Source organism: Schaalia sp. lx-260 (assembly GCF_021083645.1).
Lineage (GTDB): Bacteria > Actinomycetota > Actinomycetes > Actinomycetales > Actinomycetaceae > Pauljensenia.
Map to the genome: position 1 here is coordinate 388,870 of NZ_JAJNRQ010000002.1, position 23,679 is coordinate 412,548.

Annotated in this window: 20 protein-coding genes, 1 tRNA gene and 1 riboswitch; of the genes, 6 read left to right on the forward strand and 15 right to left on the reverse strand. The window is 47.6% G+C overall.

The features are described from left to right. Positions 1 to 60 precede the first annotated feature (60 nt). Positions 61 to 2,454 (reverse strand): glycoside hydrolase family 3 N-terminal domain-containing protein, encoded by a 2,394-nt coding sequence (locus LRP57_RS03700; protein WP_231205174.1) that lies wholly within the window; start codon positions 2,452 to 2,454, stop codon positions 61 to 63. 356 nt (positions 2,455 to 2,810) lie between these two features. Between LRP57_RS03700 and LRP57_RS03705 the strand changes: the two genes are divergently transcribed. The 3 genes from LRP57_RS03705 (at position 2,811) to LRP57_RS03715 (ending at position 4,476) form a co-directional block, all read left to right on the forward strand. Beyond that, a complete protein-coding gene (locus tag LRP57_RS03705) occupies positions 2,811 to 3,671 on the forward strand; it encodes a Cof-type HAD-IIB family hydrolase (protein WP_231205175.1) in 861 nt (286 codons plus the stop codon). 119 nt (positions 3,672 to 3,790) lie between these two features. Further along, positions 3,791 to 4,021, forward strand: a complete 231-nt coding sequence (locus tag LRP57_RS03710; RefSeq protein WP_231205176.1) for a glucose PTS transporter subunit EIIB — start codon at positions 3,791 to 3,793, stop codon at positions 4,019 to 4,021. Continuing rightward, complete coding sequence (locus LRP57_RS03715) at positions 4,018 to 4,476, forward strand: PTS sugar transporter subunit IIA (RefSeq protein ID WP_231205177.1); 459 nt, start codon at positions 4,018 to 4,020, stop codon at positions 4,474 to 4,476. The genes LRP57_RS03710 and LRP57_RS03715 overlap by 4 nt, the downstream gene beginning before the upstream one ends. A 100-nt stretch (positions 4,477 to 4,576) precedes the next feature. On the opposite strand, the gene malQ is transcribed toward LRP57_RS03715, so the two are convergent. Next, positions 4,577 to 6,784, reverse strand: a complete 2,208-nt coding sequence (gene malQ, locus LRP57_RS03720) for a 4-alpha-glucanotransferase (RefSeq protein ID WP_231205178.1) — start codon at positions 6,782 to 6,784, stop codon at positions 4,577 to 4,579. A 299-nt stretch (positions 6,785 to 7,083) separates the two neighbouring features. On the opposite strand from malQ, the gene LRP57_RS03725 reads away from it, so the two are divergent. Then, complete coding sequence (locus tag LRP57_RS03725; RefSeq protein WP_231205179.1) at positions 7,084 to 8,043, forward strand: acyl-CoA thioesterase; 960 nt, start codon at positions 7,084 to 7,086, stop codon at positions 8,041 to 8,043. A gap of 275 nt (positions 8,044 to 8,318) precedes the next feature. On the opposite strand, the gene ettA is transcribed toward LRP57_RS03725, so the two are convergent. The 3 genes from ettA to orn form a co-directional block, all read right to left on the reverse strand. Further along, a complete protein-coding gene (gene ettA / locus LRP57_RS03730; protein WP_231205180.1) occupies positions 8,319 to 10,001 on the reverse strand; it encodes an energy-dependent translational throttle protein EttA in 1,683 nt (560 codons plus the stop codon). 212 nt (positions 10,002 to 10,213) lie between these two features. Further along, positions 10,214 to 10,813 (reverse strand): single-stranded DNA-binding protein, encoded by a 600-nt coding sequence (locus LRP57_RS03735; protein ID WP_231205181.1) that lies wholly within the window; start codon positions 10,811 to 10,813, stop codon positions 10,214 to 10,216. Between the two features lie 247 nt (positions 10,814 to 11,060). After that, complete coding sequence (gene orn, locus LRP57_RS03740; RefSeq protein WP_442984675.1) at positions 11,061 to 11,678, reverse strand: oligoribonuclease; 618 nt, start codon at positions 11,676 to 11,678, stop codon at positions 11,061 to 11,063. A gap of 166 nt (positions 11,679 to 11,844) precedes the next feature. Here orn and ilvA point away from each other — a divergent pair, with 166 nt between their 5' ends. After that, positions 11,845 to 13,137: a threonine ammonia-lyase IlvA gene (gene ilvA, locus LRP57_RS03745; protein ID WP_231205182.1), complete on the forward strand. Its 1,293-nt coding sequence runs from the start codon at positions 11,845 to 11,847 to the stop codon at positions 13,135 to 13,137. 135 nt (positions 13,138 to 13,272) lie between these two features. Here the strand turns inward: ilvA and LRP57_RS03750 are convergent, their stop codons facing one another. Next, positions 13,273 to 13,692 carry a winged helix-turn-helix domain-containing protein gene (locus LRP57_RS03750; protein ID WP_231205183.1) on the reverse strand — a complete coding sequence of 140 codons (420 nt, stop codon included), beginning with the start codon at positions 13,690 to 13,692 and terminating at the stop codon, positions 13,273 to 13,275. Positions 13,693 to 14,056: 364 nt separating this feature from the next. Between LRP57_RS03750 and LRP57_RS03755 the strand changes: the two genes are divergently transcribed. Further along, a tRNA-Arg gene (locus LRP57_RS03755) sits at positions 14,057 to 14,129 on the forward strand. A gap of 20 nt (positions 14,130 to 14,149) precedes the next feature. Here LRP57_RS03755 and LRP57_RS03760 read toward each other — a convergent pair. The 9 genes from LRP57_RS03760 to fmt all read right to left on the reverse strand — a co-directional run bounded on the left by LRP57_RS03760 (position 14,150) and on the right by fmt (position 23,518). After that, positions 14,150 to 14,905: an iron ABC transporter ATP-binding protein gene (locus LRP57_RS03760; RefSeq protein WP_231205184.1), complete on the reverse strand. Its 756-nt coding sequence runs from the start codon at positions 14,903 to 14,905 to the stop codon at positions 14,150 to 14,152. Then, positions 14,902 to 15,936 carry an iron chelate uptake ABC transporter family permease subunit gene (locus tag LRP57_RS03765; RefSeq protein WP_231205185.1) on the reverse strand — a complete coding sequence of 345 codons (1,035 nt, stop codon included), beginning with the start codon at positions 15,934 to 15,936 and terminating at the stop codon, positions 14,902 to 14,904. Before LRP57_RS03765 ends, LRP57_RS03760 begins: the two co-directional genes overlap by 4 nt. Further along, a complete protein-coding gene (locus tag LRP57_RS03770; RefSeq protein ID WP_442984704.1) occupies positions 15,933 to 16,871 on the reverse strand; it encodes an ABC transporter permease in 939 nt (312 codons plus the stop codon). The genes LRP57_RS03765 and LRP57_RS03770 overlap by 4 nt, the downstream gene beginning before the upstream one ends. Positions 16,872 to 17,006: 135 nt before the next feature. Next, positions 17,007 to 18,017 (reverse strand): siderophore ABC transporter substrate-binding protein, encoded by a 1,011-nt coding sequence (locus LRP57_RS03775; RefSeq protein ID WP_231205186.1) that lies wholly within the window; start codon positions 18,015 to 18,017, stop codon positions 17,007 to 17,009. A gap of 333 nt (positions 18,018 to 18,350) precedes the next feature. After that, positions 18,351 to 19,397, reverse strand: coding sequence for an ABC transporter substrate-binding protein (locus LRP57_RS03780; RefSeq protein ID WP_231205187.1), 1,047 nt, complete (start codon positions 19,395 to 19,397; stop codon positions 18,351 to 18,353). Further along, the gene (locus LRP57_RS03785) at positions 19,394 to 20,134 is read right to left on the reverse strand and encodes an ABC transporter permease (RefSeq protein WP_442984705.1); all 741 of its coding nucleotides are present in this window, start codon (positions 20,132 to 20,134) and stop codon (positions 19,394 to 19,396) included. The genes LRP57_RS03780 and LRP57_RS03785 overlap by 4 nt, the downstream gene beginning before the upstream one ends. 119 nt (positions 20,135 to 20,253) lie before the next feature. Then, a riboswitch (FMN riboswitch) is annotated at positions 20,254 to 20,375 on the reverse strand. Between the two features lie 66 nt (positions 20,376 to 20,441). Further along, positions 20,442 to 21,107 (reverse strand): ribulose-phosphate 3-epimerase, encoded by a 666-nt coding sequence (gene rpe / locus LRP57_RS03790; RefSeq protein WP_231205189.1) that lies wholly within the window; start codon positions 21,105 to 21,107, stop codon positions 20,442 to 20,444. Between the two features lie 18 nt (positions 21,108 to 21,125). Further along, positions 21,126 to 22,583 (reverse strand): transcription antitermination factor NusB, encoded by a 1,458-nt coding sequence (locus LRP57_RS03795; protein WP_231205190.1) that lies wholly within the window; start codon positions 22,581 to 22,583, stop codon positions 21,126 to 21,128. 2 nt (positions 22,584 to 22,585) lie between these two features. Next, entirely contained in the window at positions 22,586 to 23,518 is a 933-nt protein-coding gene (fmt, locus tag LRP57_RS03800; protein WP_231205191.1) for a methionyl-tRNA formyltransferase, read from the reverse strand. Positions 23,519 to 23,679: the final 161 nt, after the last annotated feature.

Here is a 23,679-nt window from a genome sequence, read left to right on the forward strand (position 1 = left end):
GGTTCCTGTGTGGGAACCTGGGTAGGTGACTCATACAGCCACCTACCCAGTGTGATGGTTTTACTTCAGTGGCTTATTGTCAGCGCCTAAACCGAAACCGTAATCATATGTGTTGCCCTGAGAGTCAGTGTAAGGAGTCACGTCTTTAGGAACGTCTTCCTTATTTGCCTCTACTGTATCCATATCCTTGGGGAACTGGATAGGCAGACGGCCAGCAGGCTTGTGCAAGCCAAGAGCGACGCGTAAGAGTGCTTCATCAGCAGTACCAAAGCCTACAAAGATCGCATCAGATTGTTCTTCAAATTCTGCGGGGATCACAGGGTTATTTGCTTTGATAACGGCGATCAGAGGAATGTTCTTACCTGAAGCTGTGATGGCTTCACGCGCACGCAGTAGCGCATCCAAATCAGCGGCATTAGTAATACGAGAAGTGTGACCAAAGTAGGAACGGTTTTCCTTTGAGCCGTCAGCAAGTGTGTCACCAGAAATTGACTGGGTACGAACATGCTCCCCATCAGCGGTGTAGGGACGGTATTGCAAGGACAATGGGTACCATGTGTTGTTTTCTTGATCCCAGCCAGCCTTGCTGAAGTTATTCCCTGAAGTTGGAGAGTGCATACCAACCAGAACCATATCTACATTGGACAGGTCCGGAACCTTGTATTCACTGATCTTGCCATCAGCGTCCAAGGTCACCTCATCAGTGACAACATCTTTGAAGAACTTCTTTGCCACATCAACATCAACACTAGGACCGTAAGTGTATTCAGCTTCACCAAAGAGGCTTGGGCTGCCAAGGTCAGCGGTTTGAGGAATGTAAACGACCTTATCGGAATAATCCGCCTGGGCATCAAATTTCACGGTGTTATCAGCATTCTTCAGCATAACGATGGAGTTAAGCTGTGCCTCACGACCGGCCTCGACTTTATCCTGTGAGCCAACAACGGCTTGTGAATCCTCAAGGACAAGGAAAGGATTGTCGAATCCGTCATTTGCAAATCCCATGGTCAAAATGCGCTGCGCAGACTGTGCCCAACGGGTAGCTGCATCAACCTCAAGTTCGCCCTTCTCGAACTTTTCCTGCCACATGTCGTAAGCGGCAAGAACCGGAGCCACATCATTATTGCCACCAAACATGTCGGTGCCATTCTTAATGATTTCAAAGTGACGTTCGTCAACAGTCATATCTGCAACGCCCCAACCGGTAGCGATACGCGGCTGGTCAGCATCCGTGGAAGCCTTAGTTACACCCCAGTCGGTGACAACAACACCTTGGTAGTTCGCATCTTTACGGAGAGCATCGAGTTTTCCTGAGTCATAGGATGTCCCTTTCAGCTCAGCAAATTCAGGGCTGCCATCAGCTGCCACAGCAGCAGAGTAGGAAGTCATGACCGCAGCAGATTCCAGAGCCTTCTTAAAGACGGAGAGGTGCTCTTGTGCGTTATCACCTGGATAAACAGCATATTTACCAGCATTGGTATGCGATTCACGACCGCTTTCACCAACACCATCACCTGGCCAGTGCTTAATCATGGCATTGACTGATTCACTACCCCACCCTTGGTTGGCACCATCGGCACTAAATGTGCCCTGGAAGCCTTCAACATATGCTTTAGCCATGTCGCCAGCCATTGTTGAGTCTTCACCGAAAGTGCCAGAGACACGAAGCCAACGAGGTTCCGTTGCCAAGTCAATCTGAGGCGAAAGCGCAGTGCCGATACCTAATGCTTTGTATTCAGCGGAGGCAGCCTTAGCGAATTCCAGCACAGTGGAAGGTGAGAATGTCGCCGCTAAACCTAATGAGGAAGGCCACTTCGAGATTTCACCAACCTCACTGAAAGACTTGTCTTTGGAAGCATCAGAACGAGGATCGGATGAGTAGTTCACAGGAACATACGGGGTTTGTGCGCTGGTCAGTGTTTCCACATAAGCTTGCATTTCATTGACCCACTGAACATTCTGCTTCGCATCAGAAGTGCCTGCATTCAAAACTGCACGCAAATGCGAACCTGATAAGTATTCTTTCTGCTTATCGGTCAAGCCATCGCCCGGAGCACGTTCATGAGATGAGAACAGCATCAAACCAGCTTGCTGTTCTTTTGACAACTGTGGAGCCAAATCAGCTGCGCGCGCGCTGTCATCTAGGCGCCAGTCCTCAAAGGGGTCCAATGTGCCATTTGCATTCATATCTTTGAAAGCGTAAGTGTAGTCGCCATCAACAACTTCAATCACTTTCATGCTTCCACCGGTTGCGAAACTTAAAGTTGCACCACCGTTAGGGTTCACTACGCGAGTGAATTCTGTTTTTCCGTCAGTTAGTTCCTGTGTTGTAAATGTCTTAGCGGCATTACTCTCACCGGAAGCCTGCGTGTTATTAGCAGATGAGCATCCTGCTAAAACGAAAGCTACTGCGCCGACTGCAGCGACTGCGCCTGTGCCTCGTACTTTCCGCATTCGTGAGTCTCCTCAAACTGTATCCCGTTTTCGGGCTGTCATGTGTTGCCTGGGCATACACCGAAGCTCCAGAGCCTTACCCACCCAATAGGTTGTGGCTCCATTGCCGTCGGGGGCTGTCCCCCACATGTGATGTCCACCTACGATGGTATTGACAGGCAGGTAAAGAGCGCCTTTCGTTATGCATGATCTGTCAAAGGCCGCACACAATCTGTCACGCTGTAACCACTTCGTTACCAAAGCCTATTTTGCTTCCACTGCTTATCTATACCCCCCTACAACATACTGCGCCTTTTCCTTTCACTTACTTCAAAAATAGGTACACGTCCCCCGTAAGCTATGGCAGGATAAAAGTTATGAACTCAGCTCTGCACTCATTTCGTTCTTTTCTTTCCGAAGGGCCCGTTGCACTTTTCGTTGACATTGATGGCACACTTATCACGCATGAGCAGCGCATTCCTACCTCAGCGCTTCATGCTTGTCGTTCAGCTCAAGAAAAAGGGCATCACCTGTTTTTGTCCTCTGGGCGTTCCCTGCCTGAGATTTACCCTCGTCTATGGGATTTAGGTTTTTCAGGATTCATCGGTGGAGGCGGCGCATATGTACGTGTCGCAGATCAAGTCCTACAAGATGAACGCCTCAGCTCACAACAAATCACAGCTCTTGATTCTCTTTTGAGTAACTTGAATGCCGTGTACTTATGGCAAGGTGTTGACGCTATGCATCCCAGCCCTGGTTTCATCGACTTTTTCACACATGCAATGGATAAACCTGAAGCAGCCGGATGGCGCGAATACAATGAGGTGATTACACCTTTTATTCGCCAAGGCACACCCGATACCATAACGAAATGCACCGCTTATATTCCAGCGTGCGATAACCTGCTGGATATTCTGACTCATCATTTACCTGACGGAATCCGTTATATCCCAGGGTCGATAGCTGCAGGTAATACAACAGTTGCCGAATTTATGCCTTCTCATATTTCTAAAGGCGCATCAATGGGACTGGTATGCGATTACTTAGGTATTGCTCGCCAGCACAGTGTGGCTATTGGTGATTCGCATAATGACATTGAGGCTTTGCAGGTCGCAGGCTGCGGCGTTGCAATGGGTCAAGCTCCCACGCAGGTCCGTGAAGCTGCTGATTACGTCACCGCACCGGTCACTGAGGACGGTTTGGCACAAGCATTAACTCTACTTGGACTTGCCGAATAGTCACCGGTAATAAAAACCGCATATTCACAGGCCCAAAGCCACACATAGAATACTTCAAAGGACTATCGTTAACACATAAGTTGCGCGAAATATCAGCACGCTACGACGAGGAGGCACCTATGACGCAGGCAGAATCAATCCTCTCAGCACTTGGAGGATGGGACAACATCACTACCATTGAAGCATGTATTACGCGTATCCGCGTTGATGTGAAAGACACCGATTGTGTGGACGAATCCGCCCTCGAAAAAGCTGGAGCCTTCGGTGTCGTTGGCCTTGGTCAATCACTTCAAGTAGTCATGGGCCCTGAAGCTGAAGAAATCACAGCAGAAATTGAGGCACTCAGGTGACCATTAGCTTGCATTCACCTATCGCAGGTCTTCTTGCGCCCTTATCGGAAGTTCCTGATCCTGTATTTGCGCGAGAAATCATTGGTCCCGGTGTTGCTATCCGCCCGAGTGCAGGTCACATACATGAATTGTGCGCGCCAGCAACTGGCACACTTATCAAAGTGTTCCCGCATGCCTTTGTTCTTAGAACACTGAAGGGAACCGATATCCTCATTCACTTAGGAATTGATACGATCAAACTCCACGGCCACGGCTTTACGACATTACGTGAAGAAAAAGATAGTGTAGCCGCAGGTGAACCACTTATTCGCTGGGATACTTCTGTTGCCCATGAGGCGGGTTTTGATCTTTCTGTTCCCGTTATCATTTTGCATGGGCCACCTCATATTGTGCCCGCACAGAATTTTCATTCAAATATAGAGGTTGGTGCACCACTTTTTACCGTGCCAGAGTAAATACGCTGCGCACTAAAATTTATGCCCTGTACAAGCTACAGGGCATATTTTGTTGGAGGATCACCGAGTAGGAAAACGAGTATTTCCTCAGAGGGAAAGCTCATCCCACAGATGATGCTTCACAAGAACAATCATTGAGTTCATGACGCATCACGCGAGACAGCGAATGAAAACGATCATTATGTGCTAACAATTCAACTGTTATTTCTTCACCTTGTTCGTTACACAATGGGACACACCAGTTCGGATATTCCCGATATGTTCCTGGTAAATTCTGTGGGCGCATATCCCCTACCGCATCCACTAAAGAAGCCACCACTAAACGTGCAGGAGTACGCGCCGCATAACGATGTAAAGCTTCAACGAAAGTCTGCGTATCCACCTCACAGGTATCCGTGTGATTGTTAGTTGGGGCTGAATCAGAATCTAAAAGGCCATACTCATATAGGCGTAGGCGCATACGTTCTTGTTCGTCCCTATCAGCTTGACGCACTGTCTGAATATCATCAACCAGCAAGCCAAGCTCATGACGTAAGCTCGTTTGAATTCCATTAATATAACCAGCAGTGGGCGGTAAATCATGAGTGGTTACAGCAGCAAGACATTCCGTACGATATTCCTGCGCATGTAAAGGATCTCCCGCTTGGTCTTTTTCAAACCATAATACGGAAGTTCCCTGCACACCACGCTCACGTAGATAATCACGCACCCATGGCTCTACCGTGCCTAAATCTTCACCGATTACCTGTGCCCCTGCACGCTGAGCTTCCAATAAAAGCACACCCACCATGGCCTCATGATCGTAATAAACATACGTTCCGGCACTTGCTTCTTGGCCAGCAGGAATCCACCATAAACGGAACATACCTAAAATATGATCAATACGAACCGCGCCAGCATGTGCCAAAACCGCACGTAACATGTCACGTAGCGGCGCATAACCAGCCTCAGCTAAACCACGCGGAGACCACGGTGGCTGCGACCAATTTTGACCTTGCTGGGAGTACATATCCGGCGGAGCACCCACACTCATTCCACGTGCAAATACCGTCGGCATTGACCACACATCTGAACCTGTCGGATGTACACCCACAGCTAAATCAGCCATGACTCCCACGTTCATTCCTAGCGAACGAGCCAGAGCCTGAGCATGGGACAATTGCTCAGAAGCTACCCACTGACACCATTGCCAAAATAAGACGCGCTCAGCGAAGTAATGACGTGCTTCCTTTACAGCAGGAGCATGAACGTTGCTCATATTTTCTGGTAGTTCTAGGCTGCCTTTGTCTTCAACCAGAGCGCACCACAGTGCAAAGTTTTCTAAATCCACACCGCATTTTTCAACGAAAGTACGGAATTGAATCTCACGATGTATGCTGCGTGGCTGATAAAAAATACGCTCCAACGCCTTGCATTTACCTGTCCAACTTACATCACGATCAATATAGGCTGCCGTTCCTGTTGCCTTATTCGTTTCCTCATGCAGTTGCTGCACATACTCGCGGTCCGATTCAGAAAGGAACGCGTATTCTTCAATAGATTCTGGATGAATATATAAAGGATTCACCCAGCGGCGGCTCACCGGTAAGTAGGGGGAATTCTCAATCGGTGTAATAGGCGCACACGCATGGACAGGGTTCATGAGCAAAAAATCTGCACCCTGCTGTCCGCACAAAGCTAAAATATCAGCCAAATCTGCCGTATCGCCCATCCCCCATGAGGTACGGGAACGGATCGAATACAACTGAGCTGCTACCCCCCAGCGACGTGGCCCATCAGCTAAAGGAACATTCAGACGTTGAGGAACCACAATCAGTGTAGCTTCACAGGTCTGATTATCTTGAGCAGTTGCGACCAAGCGATGCCACCCTAACGGCATATCTGAGGGCACAGTAAAAGTGGCTCGACCTATCACTTGTCCGTCTACTTCACGGGGAGGAACCCAACGGTCTTGCTGCTGACAGTGGCCGCGAGCACCTTCTTCGCTCACCCATTCCACATATACCCAGTATCCATCGGGAACATGAACATTGAATTCACGGCTTTCACCTTGACGGGCGACAACAGTTGTTGGGAGCAAGCGACGCCAGTGACGGTCCTCTGTTTCTTTGAGGGCATTGTGGATATCAGCACGGGTAGCTTGTGGTGTGACAGGTAAATCTAAAGATTGAAGGACACGTAACAGAGAATCTGCAGATACGTCTTTGCGTTGTCCGTACCAGTCCCAAAAATGTGTTGCAATACCATTGAGGTCAGCTAGGTGGCGCAGTAAATCCATGTCGTGAGCTGCTGGAGTCTGAGCGTCCACTGATTCCCCTTTTTTGTGTTTATTGCATCGCGCAGATCAAGACACTATCACTGGGCGTTTACATGGTAAAGCGTAGCGAATTATCTGCTGTATAGCAGTTTGCGTATTCGGTATTTTCCGCTTTCATCCTAGGACTTTTTGCAGGTGAGAACGAAAACTTTGATCTGTTATCTCAGATGTAGCAACGTGTACCTGTTCACATTATTTTATGTGTGTGATCTGCATATTCATTGTGTTGTTCTTTGTGATTTGGTGCGTGCTCTCAGGAAAAACCACGATGCCTCATGAAGAATATATGTATGACTCGACCTATTCCTGTGCCTTTGACAAGTGAAGAACCTGTTGCTTCTGTTCTTCGGATTTTGTCTTTGCGTGAAGTAGAAAATGATACTTTTACCGCATATTCGCTTCCTCAAGTTCGCAGAGTTTATGGTGGGCAAGTTGTTGCTCAGGCTTTACTTGCTGCCGCTGCAACTTTGGAGCATCCTTCACGTGTGGCACACTCACTTCATGCGTCTTTTTTGCGTGGTGGCAATCCTGAAAATGCTTTTACTTTAGCGGTGCAACGGATACGTGAAGGGCGTTCTTTTACGTCACGTTTTGTGCGTGCTTTCCAAGATGAGCGGGAGATATTGACGATGTCTGCTTCTTTTGCTCCTCCTGAAAATGGTCTTGAGTTTGTTGTACCTGCCCCGAAGGTGCCTGAGCCTGAAGGTTTACGTTCTGCGATTGAAATTTTCCGCGCAATGGATCATCCTGTCGGACGTTTCCTTGGGAAAACAGCTTCTTTTGATGTTCGCCATGTGGAGAATAATCTGTACACGGGGTCGGATCCTGCCCGCGCCCATATTCAGCATTTGTGGATGCGTCCACGGGCTTCAATGCCTCCTGCATTGTCTCAGCATATTCACCGTGCGCTTTTAGCCTACGTTGTCGATCAGGTCATGTTTGAGCCGGCAATGCGTGTTTTAGGCTTGTCGTGGATGACTCCAGGAATGTCTGCGGCTTCACTTGACCATTCCATGTGGTTTCATCGTGATGTGGATATGAATCAGTGGCTTTTATATGAGGGAACGTGTTTTAACGTGAACAGTGGTCGGACTTTGACACGTACACGTATTTTCACTCGAGAGGGGATTTTAGTCGCTGAGGCCGAGCAGCAAGGTATGTTGCGTATTCCAACAGAAGAACATCAAGGATCTGATCGTTGGGGTTTTGGTGTGGATTCTCGTGGTCAGGTCTCGGTAGGTATGGCTTAGGTGTAGGCAGCTGACATCGAGTTTTCGCTTGTTGCCGGTAAGTTTTTATTCCTGCACGTATCATTACTGCCACTATTTACGCACATCAGCTTAGGTGTACGCATTATATGGGAGCTATACGGTGCGTACATGCAGCTATCAGAAAAACTATTGAGGACATACACCCTTGTACGCACAAACCCTCCGAGCGGGTAACTGTGATGACTCATTCACATTACCTGCTCGGAGGATTCTGTTTCACGTGCGGCTGTGTTTCCTGCCGCTATTGATTTATTTCAGCCACGAGTGAGTTTGCGGTGTGTTACGCGATGAGGTTTAGCAGCAGCTTCACCTAAACGCGCCACCTTATTTGCCTCGTATGCTTCAAAGTTCCCTTCGAACCAGTACCAGTTAGCTGGATTTTCTTCTGTTCCTTCCCACGCAAGGATATGTGTCGCTACGCGATCAAGGAACCAGCGATCGTGGGTAACAACTACGGCGCAGCCTGGGAATTGGAGAAGCGCATTTTCCAAGGAGCTAAGAGTTTCCACATCAAGGTCGTTTGTTGGTTCGTCAAGAAGCAACAAGTTACCACCTTGTTTGAGTGTAAGCGCAAGGTTCAAACGGTTACGCTCACCGCCAGAAAGTACGCCAGCTGGCTTTTGCTGATCGGCACCTTTGAAACCAAATGCGGACACATATGCGCGTGAAGGCATTTCCACGTTGCCAACCTGTATGTAGTCAAGACCGTCAGATACAACTTCCCACAGGGTTTTTTCAGGGTCGATACCTGCACGGCTCTGGTCTACGTAGGAGATTTTGACTGTCTCACCAACTGTGAGGTCGCCACCATCTAAAGGTTCTAAGCCAACGATTGTTTTGAAAAGGGTGGTTTTACCGACACCATTTGGACCAATCACCCCAACGATTCCGTTACGTGGCAAAGAGAAAGATAAACCGTCAATGAGGGTACGTTCACCAAAACCTTTCATCAGGTTTTCTGCTTCAATGACAACACTCCCTAAACGGGGGCCTGGCGGAATCTGGATTTCTTCGAAGTCCAGTTTACGAGTACGTTCGGCTTCCGCTGCCATTTCTTCATAGCGTTCCAAACGTGCTTTCGATTTGGCTTGGCGACCCTTCGGGTTAGAACGAACCCACTCAAGTTCTTCTTTCAGACGTTTTTGCAGTTTCGCATCTTTTTGTCCTTGAACTTGTAGACGCTTTTCTTTTGTCTCCAAATAGGTGGAATAGTTTCCTTCATAGGGATACAGGTGACCTCGATCAACTTCAGCGATCCATCCTGCCACGTGATCTAAGAAATAGCGGTCGTGAGTGACTGCTATAACAGCACCAGGATAATCTGCAAGGTGTTTTTCTAACCATAAGACAGATTCTGCATCTAGGTGGTTCGTTGGTTCGTCAAGAAGGAGCAGATCCGGAGCCTCAATAAGCAAGCGACATAAAGCCACACGACGTCGCTCACCACCTGACAGAACATTTACCGGCTGATCTGCTGGTGGGCAACGGAGCGCGTCCATCGCTTGTTCCAGCTGTGAATCAATATCCCATGCATTGAGGGCATCAATTTCTGTTTGCAGCGTGCCCATTTCTTCCATGAGTGCATCAAAATCCGCATCTGGATTAGCCATTTCTGCGGATATTTCATTAAAACGCTCAAGTTTTGCGAAAGTATCCGCAGCTCCCATGCGCACATTTTCGACAACAGTTTTGGTGTCGTCGAGTTCTGGTTCTTGCATGAGTATGCCAACTGTATAACCAGGGGTCAGGCGTGCTTCACCGTTGGAAGGCTCATCAAGGCCCGCCATAATTTTCAAAATTGATGATTTACCAGCACCATTCGGTCCGACCATACCGATTTTTGCACCGGGGAAAAACGACATACTCACGTCGTCAAGAATGACCTTATCGCCGTGCGCTTTACGTGCCTTAATCATCTGGTAGATATACTCAGCCACTGTGCTCCATCCAGGGTTGAAATAGATTGTCTATATATACACTTCCATGCTAAAGCATGGTGACAAATGAACGATCAAGCAAAGCTCATCAAGTGGCCTATCCCACCGCATAAAAACTTTTCCTCCCCCTAAATACAAACCACAGGTATTTTCCAAGGAATAGGCCGCATCATTTCTTTCTATCAATCACTTTCAGCGTCTGTTAGGAGCCTTTATACGAGGATATTTTGTTGAGAATCTTCAAAACATTCATCGTCATTCACGTGTTGCTGTGGATATTCATTACTGTGTGAGGACAGATCCATAGAACTTTCAGAATCAAGTGGGCCTGGAACCCACATATGTGAAAGTATCGACTCACATGCCATATCTGATTCTTTTGTGTTGTTTTCTCTAGAAATATTCTGTGAAGCAGAATCCTTCGTCTGAGCGTTTACTTCCTTTACTTCATTGCTATGCAGCGAGGTAAAGCGACTAGTCCCTACAGTTAAATCATGCCCAATTGTTATTGCTGTCACCGATAAAGCTGAATGTATATTCCCCTCTTTATCTTGCCAAGCTTGTGCCGTAGGACGACCAACAACAATGATTTTTTGCCCTTTATGTAAAGAAAGTAAAGCATTGTCCCCTAATTGGTCCCATGCTTTCACTGAATACCAACGTGTCCCTATTTCTTGAAACTCACCTGAATCTTTCATGCGCCATTGCGGGACTGCTAAACGGAAACGTATAAACCTGTGCCCTTGTGTTCCTTTATGCAATATCAGTTCTGTCCCCACACGTCCACGTAATGTCATCATGTGCTCAGCCATTGTTTTCTCCTTTCAGTGGCATACACGCCTCATTGATTCCTATGAATCTCACCTATGAAGCGATATCTCCACAGTGCCGAAAAAATCTCTTGATGCCTAGTTTTTCCATGCAAACTGTGGATAAAGAAAAGAAAAAGCTGCACCTTGTGGATAAAGAGAAGTACAGACGCTGATAGTGCTCACACTTATGAGTCTTTAAGTAAAGAAAATCCGTAAATACGTTCAAGCGTATTCAGTTCATTTCCAGCTACCTAACTATTCCTTCCGCAACGACTGCACGAGATGCCTCCCGCGCATCCTCACGCGATATTCCATGAGAAGGAAACAAAATTCGACGATAATATTTCAGTTCCTGAATGGATTCTAAAATATCCGCAAGAGCGCGATGGCCTCCATGTTTCGTTGGCGCTTCATCAAATGCGACCCGCGCCCAACGTTTCGCTAATTCCTTTACAGAGGACACATCAATAATGCGATAGTGCAGGTAGTCAACAAGTTCAGGCATATAGGCTTCAAGGAATTTCTTATCGGTCCCCACTGAATTACCTGCAAGTAAAGCTTTACGCGCCAAGGGAACAAAACGTTTCACATACTCAAGCACTTGAGCAGATGCTTCTTCTAAAGAAACACCACGCTCCAAATCTTTCAACAAACCTGAGGACGTGTGCATGTGACGCACAAAATCATTCATATGTTCTAAAGCTTCAGACGGCGGAGCAATAAGAACATCAATCCCCGGATCAAGGATATTAAGCTCTGAATCCGTGATAACAACTGCGACTTCGATCAGTGCATCCTTTTCGACATCTAACCCTGTCATTTCACAGTCAATCCACACCAAAGGATCTTTTAGTTTCGCATTCACCCTCCTATTTTAAGACTCATCCGCTTTTTCATCTTCATACGAGTACTTTCTTTTGCCTCACATATGCGCAGCGGAACAGATTTTTCTTTCCACGCTGCGGGCATCACGTCACAGCCCATATTGCGAGGTTTACAATCCCAAAGCACGTATTTTGTCAGGAGGAAACATGTCTGCCCCGAAGAACACTTTGCCCGTGAGTCCTGAACTTATTGACTCTGCCGCAAATATTCTTCAGGGAATTGTGCGCCGTACCCCCGTGGAACGTTCTGAACGTTTATCAGCCGCCCTTGGCACTGATGTCTATCTTAAACGTGAAGACCTCCAAAAATGCCGTTCTTTCAAAGTACGAGGGGCCTATGCGCGTATGGCTGTTCTTACTCCTACAGAACGTGAACGTGGAGTCGTCTGCGCCTCTGCGGGTAACCATGCTCAAGGAGTTGCCTACGCGTGTGCCCATCTGAAAGTTCGTGGCACCATTTATCTGCCCTCAAACACACCTACACAAAAACGCCGTCGCATAGCCGATATTGGAGGCAAGTGGGTAGAACAAGTAATAGTCGATGGCACTTTTGATAAAGCGAATGCTCTAGCACAAGAAGCTGCTCGCGTATCTGATCGCACTTACATTCACCCGTATGATGATCCATTGACCGTTGCAGGACAAGGAACAATCGGTGTTGAATTAGCTGAACAAATGCCTGAAAATACTGCTGCTGTCCTCGTCCCTGTTGGGGGAGGCGGACTGCTTGCTGGCATTGTGACCGCGTTACACGACTTGCGTCCTGATGTTCGTGTTATCGGTGTGGAACCAAGTGGAGCAGCAAGTATGTATGCTGCGTTAAATGCTGGACATCCTGTACGTTTAGATCACGTTGATCCTTTCGTTGATGGTACAGCTGTTGGCTGTGCAGGAACAGTTCCTTTTACAACAGTTATGGCACAAGTCGATGACATACTTGTTGTCCCTGAAGGTGCTGTATGTACTGAAATGCTTGAGCTATACCAATCTGATGGTGTGATTGCCGAACCTGCAGGCGCTCTTACCTCCACAGCAACTTTACATTCTTTGAAAACAGCTGAAGCACGTGAAAAGATACTTGGTCGTCATGACGGCGCAATCGTCTGCCTCGTATCCGGGGGTAATAATGACTTAACGCGCTATGCGGAGATCATGGAACGCTCATTGCGGCATGAAGGTTTGCGTCATTATTTCCTTGTGACATTCCCACAGCAGCCAGGTATGCTCCGCATGTTCCTTGAAGGTGTGCTTGGACCACATGACGATATTGTGCATTTCGAATATACCAAGAAGAATAATCGTGATTCTGGTCCTGCCCTTGTAGGCATTGATTTATCCGATAAATCAGATATTCATGCTTTGCGTGCACGTATGGAAGAATCCCCTTTGCATGTCGAAGAGTTGCAAGCTGATTCTGATTTTTACCGTTTAGTGATCTAAACCTATGGGAAAAGTCTGCGGCACGTTTTCACGAGGTCACTTCCATCAGTGAATTATCAGATGATAAGGAACCGGTCTTCTTAGGGTTATACGACTTTTGACAACAAATCAGTAACGTAGGAAGCGAATAAAACCTCAGGCCACCAAAGCATGAGCGCGTGAAATCTGCACACGTACTTCCGGTGAAGAATTAAAACGGTATCCTTCGCCACGAACAGTAGAAATGAGGTCAGGCACATTTAACTTGGCACGCAAACGACGAATATGCGCATCAACTGTGCGCGATTGTGCATCCAAGTCGCTGCCCTGCCACACAGTGTTAAAAAGTTCTTCACGCGACACAGCCCGGTCACTGTGGAGAACTAAGTGTGCTAGCAATTGAAATTCTTTGTGGCATAAAAGCAGGTGAATACCATCAATAATGACATGGCGGTTATCAATATCAATTTCAACGCGGGCTGGGCTTAAATGAAGGTTATTTAATACCTGCAAAAATTCTTCAAAGGAAGTTTGATGAGCGGCAGAGACAGTTTCAGGGGAAAATTTCAAAGTCATTTTTGTGTATCCGTTTCTTACGGAGCCGCATGCCTAATTCCGATAGAAATTTTTGAGGCTTTGATCTGCGGCTGGATCGACAAGGGAACTGGGACGTCGATCACATACACATTCGAGAGCACATGGAACCGCACTGGGGGCGGCACATCATCAGCATCTCGAAAGCGGTCATGTACCCAGTATGACGTGCCCTGCTCTCAAGGCAGAAACTGTCCACATATTGAAATTATGTGATATGCAAGCAGGTCATATATAAAAGACACAGGATGTAGGATCGCCCACCCCTAGGTAGCACTCACAAATATCATGAAAATGATCATTCTTTGGGGTCGGGACATCATTCTGATAGAGTGCCTGTGATATCGCCTCCGTAGCTCAATGGATAGAGCAAGGGCCTTCTAATCCCGAGGTTGCAGGTTCGAATCCTGTCGGGGGCACTTTTCCCGAGGAATAGAATTTAGCAGTAACACGCAACCGGACCGCTCGGCCCCTCAATGACACGAATCGGTGTTTCAAAAATATCGCTCAAAACTTCGTCGCGCATAATCTGTGCAGGAGTGCCCATATAGGCCACTTCCCCATTTTTCATTGCGCAAATCTGGTCAGCAAAACTCGCAGCAAAATTAATGTCATGAAGGACAAGCACAATTGTCCTCCCAAATTCAACACAGGCTCGTGCCAGATGACGCATCATATCCACACAACGAGCGATATCAAGATTATTCAGTGGCTCATCTAAGAGCACATATTCAGTTTCTTGACATAAAACCATTGCAACATATGCGCGCTGACGCTGTCCACCTGATAATTCATCAAGATAGCGCCCTTCAAGATCGCTCATACCAAGGAAATCAATGCTGCGTGAAATAATCGCTTCATCTGCCTCACTGAGACGACCATGCGAATACGGAAAACGCCCAAAACCAACCAACTGACGCACAGTAAGTCTAGATACGAAATGATTTTCTTGACGCAAAATAGAAAGTATTCGTGCAAGATCCGCTGATTTTGTTGTTGTCACATCCATGCCAGCAACTTCAATGACCCCCTCATCGACACCTAAAAGGCGCCCAATCATTGTGAGTAGCGTTGATTTACCTGCACCATTTGGACCAACGAGAGCAGTAATACCACCTCGTGGAATATCAAGAGTGACAGGACCAATACGCACTGTATCGGAGTAGTTCTTTACTACATCACGAAGAGTAATCACAATCGTCCTTTCTTGAGAATCACAATAATAAACGTGAGGCCACCAATAAATTCAATAATGAGCGAAACAACGCCTTGCGCATTAAAGATGTGATTCATAATGAAATAGGCGCTTGTCAGGACAACAACACCTAAAGCAATAGCCATAGCAAAAAGCCGTCGGTGATCAAAAGTTCCAGAAAACTGGTAGGTCAAAGTTGCCACCATGAAACCTAAGAAAGTCATGGGGCCAACTAACGCAGTTGAGGTAGCCATTAGTACTGATACGAGAATAAGCACAAGGATGCTGGTCTTACGATGATTCACGCCAAGAGTAATTGCCATTTCACGTCCTAAAGACATGATATTGAGGCGAGGTGACAACAAGAAAAGGCCCCCAGCGCATATTAAAACCAGCGTAATGGCAATGGGATAGTATTCGTCGCTTGCATTATTGACTGAACCGAAAAGACGAGCCGTCAGTACATCAAATTCACTTGGGGTGAGCAAACGCTGCATAAGGGTTGATATAGAACCTAGACCTGCGCCTATGACAACCCCAAGCAGCAACATTGCGTGTAGGGTCGCGTATTTGCTGGTAAGTAACCACGAATAGAGCAACAAACACATAGCCACCATCAGTATGAGGGTTCCCACGAATGTTTCATGTGTGCGGGCAGCAACTAGGCCGCTCACGCCAAGGAAAAAGATAGTGGATGTGTGGATTGCTCGGTATAGGGACTCAAATCCAAGGATTGAGGGGGTGATAATCCGATTGGCTGCAACTGTTTGGAAAGCGATGGTGGCCATTGCCTGAGATACAGCAACAATGAGCATAGCAATAACAGCACTGCTCCGTCGTTGAACGATAAGCCAAAACGCACGCGTCCCTGGCTCTACTGGATTTGCCCACATCAGCAAAGCTAGGCACATAATGAATCCGAGTAGGCACATGGCGATAAAAAGAATCCACCAGCGTCTGTGTGCTTTTCGCGTAGGAAAAGCCTGTGAGCGCACATGTGTTGGATGTTTTTTAACGTCACATGTTTTCATAGGCTGTTCTTTCGTGAGCGCATGATGACAAGTACGATAAATACGCTCGCACCAAGGATCCCTAAAATCACAGATACAGGGATTTCAAAGGGAGAAATAATTATTCGCGCTAGTAGGTCACACACGGTCACCAAACCAATTCCCATCACAACAACCCACGGCAGGTTGGAACGCAGGTCATCGCCTCGCACCATGGACACAATGTTGGGAACAATCAATCCTAAAAACGGTAAAGAACCAACAACAACTGTGACAACGCCCGTTGCCATAGCAACAAGTCCTGTGGCGATAAGAACCATTCGTCGGTAATTCACACCTATGCTAGTTGCTACATCTTCCCCTAAACCAACAGCGGTTAAACGATCAGCGAGAAGGAAAACAATGGCGACAACTCCCGCCACAATCCAGAGGACTTCATATTGACCGGTGTAGACAGATGTAAAAGAACCTTGAAACCAGATTCCTAAAGATTGCAGCATATTTGCTTGTAGGGCAATGAATGTTGATACTGCTGATACAACAGAACCGAGCATAATGCCAAGGATTGGTACAAGCAGCGAAGAACGTAATGATACGCGGTTCAAAAGTAGAAAGAAAACCATTGTTCCCACAAATGCTGCGCATACCGCACCTGTCATACGTGTAAGAACGGAAGCTCCCGGAAAGATTGCCATAACAAGCAGCAAACCTAAGCCTGCCCATTCGGTTGTCCCTGTTGTTGTCGGTTCTGCAAAACGATTTTGTGTAATGAGTTGCATGACTAAACCGGACATCGACATGGCTGCACCGGAAAGAATCAGTGCAATTGTCCGAGGAATACGCACATCAAAGAACATGCGGCTACCTTCAGAACCGGTAAGTATGGAGTATTCACCTGTCGCAAGGCTAATCAAAAGCAGGGTAAGTACAGCAAATGTTGCTATGAGTAGTCCCACTGTTAATCTGCGCGTGCGACCTCTTTCAGGGGCAGGTGTTTCTTCAGAAAATTGTGCAGGGCAAGGCTCCAAACCCTGTGTTAGCGATTCCGAGCCTGTACCGTTAGAGTGTGTTTTCAACACCGCAGTAGCACCTTAGGAATGGGCTGCCTCGAATGCCTCAGCTATGTTATTGAGGATTTCGGTGTAGGTGATAATTGATTCATTGGTGTAGGTGTCAGAAGGTGCGACAACAAGGCGTTTGTGAGCAACCGCGTCGATTCCTGACAGTGCTGGATTATGTGCAATGACATCAGCTGCAGGTGTATATCCAGCTTTGTCGGCGGCTATAGCACCATCACGGTCGAGGACGAAAATCCATGCAGGATTGGATTCTGCAATGGCTTCCACTGAAATATCGTCGCCTGTGTGTGAGTGTGTTCCTTCAGGAACTTCAAGTGCAGGTTTGAGGCCAAGTAGGTCAAAGAGTGGCCCCCAGGTGCGACCAACTGAAGGTGCGACATAGCCGATTTCACCGCCAGAAACATTGACTGCCATGACCGTGGATTTTCCATCATATGCTTTCTTTGCACGTTCAATTGCGGCAGTGAAGTTATCAATGAGTTCTTTTGCTTCAGCTTCTTTGCTAAAGATTTTTCCGAGGTTTTCGACTTGACGGATTATTTCTTTATCCAATGGCTGATTTTCGCGTGGTTCAAAGTCAATGACAGGCGCATCAGTTAAAGAAGCAATGTCTTTATTGTGCTGGCTGAAGCGTTGTCCGGAGATAATCAGATCAGGCTGAGCTGCGACTAAGGCTTCAAGATTAGGTTCACGATGGGTTCCCACATTTGCTACATCGGGTCCCGAGTAGGCGGTAATCGTTGAGGGAATGAGATTTTGAGGTGCGGCTACCAGTGGGATTCCCCATGCAGCCAAGACTTCAAAAGTGCGATTATCAAGGGAAGCTGCACGTTTAATTGGCAATGTGAGTGTGGCTGTTCCAAGGTTAGATTCGATGGTGAAGGAAGTGGGTGCTGCGCTTTGAGCCATGCTATCCGCGGCACTTTGTGATTGCGAAGATGCGGAGCTTCCAGTGTTTCCTGAGCAGCCACTCAGGAGGAGTGCAGCGGTAGCTGTTGTCGCCATGATCCGAGTGATTTTCACGGGCAGCAGTATCCTTTCCGTTATTCACAATTGGTATAGGTAGGTTGCACTACCAGAAGAATTTATTAGCTTAGGCTTTCCTAAGCATGAATGAAGATACTAAAATTTCAACAATTGCTCAACGAATGAATACTCTAAGTAGCACAGTTCACAGCGGCAGGTACATAAAAAATCTGCGAAATTCACACATATCTCATCCGAGATACTCCGCATATAACAGCACGTATATGAAGCATATGAGCACTCAAACGACACATAAGCACTCAAGGTCCGAAACGACGTGCACGCGTCCCATATTTTGACACGACGCTTCACATATCCTTGAGTTTCCCTTTATTCCACATACATATTTGTCACTGCAAGATCCACATGAACAGCCCCTGACAAAATATCTGGAATCTCGGCGAAAAAATCTCCCATACGCTGCCATAATTCCATATCTTGCTTCAATGACACAGAGCCATCGTCACCCATAAAAAGCGGAAGAGTAGCCGCTAAAACCTCACGAGCCGTCTGCAAGCCTTCACTACTTAAAGACGGATCTTGACGCTGAGTTGCCTCAATACCTTCTTCAGGATGGGTCATCACCTGCTGTATCCCTTGTCGCGTTCCATTCAGCACCGCACGCACAAGATCAGGATGAGCACGCGCCCACGCACTTGTCGTCACCAAAGAAGCTGAAACTAATGGGATACGCGCAAAATCCACAGGTAACTCGCGCACATTCATACCGGAACGTTGCATAAAAACTTTGTCATTATTAGAAAAACCAACAACAAGATCCACCTGACCTTGAGCAAGGGCAGATTGCTGCGTATAACCAATCGGAATGATTTCCACATCCTGACGAGTCAAACCAACATCTGCAAGTACTGCCAACAATGCAAACCAGTTTGAACCATATTCACCGGGAATACCTATGCGCTTACCTGCAATATCACGCAGATCGTGAAGCTGTGATTCTTCGGGCACAATAAAAGCCACCGGTGAACGCCTGTAGTAGGTCCCCACCGACACAAGATCCATTCCAGCTTCACGCGCTTGCAAAACCTCATCTCCTGAAGCCAGAACCATATCTTCATGACCCGACACAAGAGCCGTAAAAAGCCCTTCCTCCGCCCCGTGATGCCGAAGCTTCACATGAGCACCTGCATTCATATAAGCCTGACTATCAGCAGCAACATACACTGGCGAAAACTGCACATTTGGCACATAAGTCAACCCTAAAATCACATCTTTACCTGAAGGCGTGGCAGCGGGCTTCACATGCTGAGTACCAGATTCCGCAGAAGGCACCCCCCCTGCGCACGCTGTGACAGCAAGAAGAATCACCCCTACAAGAAAAGCAGATAAAGCGTAATGGATAGAGTGTTTTTTCATTGTGAACCCATCGAATAAGAAAGCGCATCACGCCTATAGCGATGTTCAATGCGATGCACGGTAACGTAAATTACTGTTGCCATTGCGCAGAGCAGGAAAATCGTCACAAAAAGAGAGGCTGTATCTACATTTGTACGCGCTTGAACAAGAACCTGTCCAAGACCTGTCCCACCCATCACCATTTCACCGACAACAGCTCCGGTAACAGATAAGGTGAAGCCGTTACGTAGACCCGCCAAAATAGCAGGAGCTGCAAGAGGCGCTTCCATTGTCCACAATAATGTCCATCCAGAAGCACCATCAAGTTCAGCAGCTTCTAATACCTGCGGATCAATATGACGGAGCCCTAAAACTGTGGATACAAGAATTGGGAAAAAAACCATCAAGGCACAAAGCGCAGAAATAGCCCATACCCCATAGCCCAACCAGAGAACCAGAAGTGGTGCCACAGCGATCGCTGGTAAAGCCTGTGTAGCCCCCAAAAAAGGCTCAACTGCGGCAGCTAATACGACAGAACGATAAATCATCCAGCTCAGCGGTAAAGCACATACAGCACCTAAAACAGCACCGAGTATAGCTTCATACGCAGTGACTCCTACACGCTGCCATAGCCACAGGTGAGTGAGCATATCCGTTCCACGTACAAAAACTTGATGAGGCGAAGGTAAACGCCACGCTTCCACACCGGAAAAATAAGTAAAAAACCACCATGCAGCAAGCACAAGAAACACAAAAATAACAGGAGCTAGCACCAGCGTTATCTTGTTCCTTGTACGGTAACGCGCCACCGTCGGTTCCTTTCCGGCATACGGGGCGCACGTATCGGACTACACGCACATACAGGCACATGTAGCCCTGCGTACTCCTCCCATCCGGACTTTCACCGTCGGTGTCGGAATTTCACCGACTCAGCCACCATGTAGGCGGGTCGCGGACTTTCACCGCCGGCTCGGATTTTCACCGACCCCGAAGCACCCTGCTATTGTGCCATGTTCTGTACGAATATGCGCACGAAAGAATCAGGCACACACCTACTTGAAACGCTCAGTGACAGTGCTGAGAAGCCAATTCGCGCAAAACCTCAATTTCCGCATACGCGTCTTCTGCGTTAAATACCGCTGAACCTGCAACGAAATTATCAGCACCCGCTTGCGCAGCCATTTCAATGGTTTTACGTGAAATTCCACCATCTACTTGAATACTCACAGGTAATTCAGCACTGCGAATAGCTTCTCGTGTACGACGTACTTTCGGCATCATCGACTCAATAAATGATTGACCACCGAAACCCGGCTCCACCGTCATAATGAGGATCATGTCAAATTCATGCAAAATATCAACGAAAGGCGCAATATCCGTTGCCGGTCGCAAAGCTAAACCCGCGCGAGCACCTAAATGCCGCAACTCACGCGCTAAACGCACAGGAGCTGTTACCGCTTCAGCGTGAAAAGTAACAGAAGCACAACCAGCTTCAGCATATCCTGGGGCCCAACGGTCAGGATCCTCAATCATCAAATGCGCATCCACTGGCAAAATATTTGCCTGTATCGTTGCTTCAACGATTGGTAATCCCCACGATAAATTTGGAACAAAATGATTATCCATCACATCCACATGAACAAGGTCAGCATGTGCAATTCGTTCAAGTGATCCACGTAGATCACCAATATCACAGTTCAAAATTGACGGAGAAATAGTGCTATGAGTCATAAAGCAATTTTACCTGTTTCAGAGCTTCCGTAAAGCGGCAATGTACATCAAATCTGTGTCATGACGATGAACCCATAATTGGATACCTTGCGGCCGTGATTCTCCCTCAGAAATTCCCGCAATCGGATGAGATGAATACTGATGAGCAATCGCAGCAGTATCCAATAACTCGACCTTTCCCTCAGCAACAAGTGCATGCACCTGCTGCACAGTCTCAGCAACATGCGGTGAACAAGTCACATATGTCAAAACACCGCCTGAACGTAATAATTGCACAGCCCGACCTAGCAAAGCACTTTGCAAGTCCACAAGCTCAGCCACGTCGCTTTCTTGCCGCCTCCACCGTGACTCTGGTCGTCGCCTCATAGATCCCATACCAGAACATGGAGCATCTACCAGAACACGATCAAAGAAACCGAAGGGCCATGCTGTTGCTGGGCCTCCTAAAGTACGCCCATCTGCGCAAAGCACATTCACATTATCAAGAGCACGAGTAGCACGCTCCACTAAACGCGCACGATGAGGATGGACTTCATTTGCTACCACCTGTGCGCCACGCTTTGCACCCAGAGCAGCCAGAAGCGCTGTTTTACCTCCTGGCCCTGCACATAAGTCCAGCCAACGCTGATCGGAACCTATGACAGGTGCTTGAGCTGCAATAATAGCAGCCAATTGGCTACCCTCATCTTGCGCTCCTGCATGTGCAGAACGAATTGACGGTAAACGAGCAGGATCCCCGTTCTCAATAAAAACTGCGTATGGGCTTAAATCGCCTAATGCCACACGAGTACGTAAGTAATCTTCGGCTTCATCAGCAAGATCTTCTGTTTCAATAAGCCCTGGACGTGCAACCAAGGTCACGATCGGCGCTTCATTGTCAGCAGCTAAAAGATCCCTTAGCTCATGCGCCGCACCACTATGAATTTCAAGTGCTCGACGAAATTCTTTTACCATCCATTGCGGATGTGAGTACTCAATGGCAAGGCGTTCATCTTCATCAATGATATTTTCGAGGACAACTGCACGTTCTTCTGGGCTTTGCCGTGTAAGAGAACGAAGAACCGCATTACAAAATTTTGCTGGCCCATCAGTACTCACTTCGCGGGCAAGATCCACGCTTGTTGCAACCGCCGCATGTTCTGGCACACGCATATACAGCAACTGATACGCGCCCATACGTAAGAGATCAACAACAGCGGAGTCTACAGCGCTCAACGCCCGATTCATATGCTGTTCGAGAACCCAATCAAGGTAGCCGCGAGTACGCAGTGTTCCGTACACAAGTTCCGAGGTAAAAGCCGCATCACGCCCATCAAAGCCAGCCTCATGCTGGGCTTCACGCAGGGCTTGAGGAAGCACAATATTTGCGTATGCTCCCTGCTCATGTACCTGTCGTATCACTTCATAAGCAATGCGACGCGGCCGATCAACTAATTGGCGAGGACGATAACCCTGTGAATAAGGCCGTGTGGACATTTTTATCGTGCCTCTCCCAGACGAAAATCTGCTTCAGGTCGTGCTCCGCGTGCCCACGCTGCTCCGTCCATCCAGCCTTTACCGGCAGGTGCTACTGTGTCAATTCGCAGGCATGTATCTGTGCATCCAACTTCAAGAGTATTTTTTGTCGCACGTACAATTCCAACACCTGGACTGGGAATATCAGTTAGTGTGACTGCGGCAATTTTCATCCTGCGACCATCAGGCAACACAGTCCAAGCTCCAGGATTTGGTGTTACTGAACGAATACATTGGTCGATACGTGCGGCAGTATCTGCGAAATCCACGTAACCGTCTTCATGTGTCAGCATTCGTGCTTTCGTGATTCCTTCACTACTTTGCGGTGTGGCAATGGCCGTTCCTGCTTCTAAAGAATCAACCACGTCACATACTTGTTGGGCACCTGTAAAAGACATTTTTTCAAGTAATTCACCTGTATTTTCACCCCTGATCGGCATGTACTGTCGTGAGAAAACAGGACCGGTGTCTAACCCTGTTTCCAGTTGGAATACGCAGCTTGCAGTCATTGTGTCCCCTGAGCGAATGGCCCATTGAACAGGAGCGGCTCCTCGCCACCGGGGGAGGTCTGAAAAATGAAGGTTAATCCAACCAAAGCGCGGGATCTGTAAAACCTCTGAAGGTACTAGGCCACCGTAGGCAACGACAACACCTAAGTCAGGGTGTAGCTCGCGCATATGATGCGCAAATTCCGGTGCTTTCATGTGGGATGTTTCAATCAGGGAAATACCGGCGCGTGCAGCATATTCTGCAACGGGTGAGGGGTGAAGTCCGCGTCCTCGCCCCACACGTGAGGGCGGTCGGGTAATGACTGCAATAACCTCATGTGATGAAGCGATAAGATTTTCAAGTGTTGGAAGGGCTACTTCGGGAGTTCCCGCGAAAACAATACGCACTCCCACAGTGTACCGTTATGGGCAAGCAGACCTGAATTTTAGACAGGCGATCAACGCTCGTCTTTCGCTTCCTTTAGCGCTTTTACGCGGGTTTTTCGTTCGAGACGTGCTCATAGTGTATTCAAGCATGTGCGGCAAAGTAATGACACATATCCGCAGAT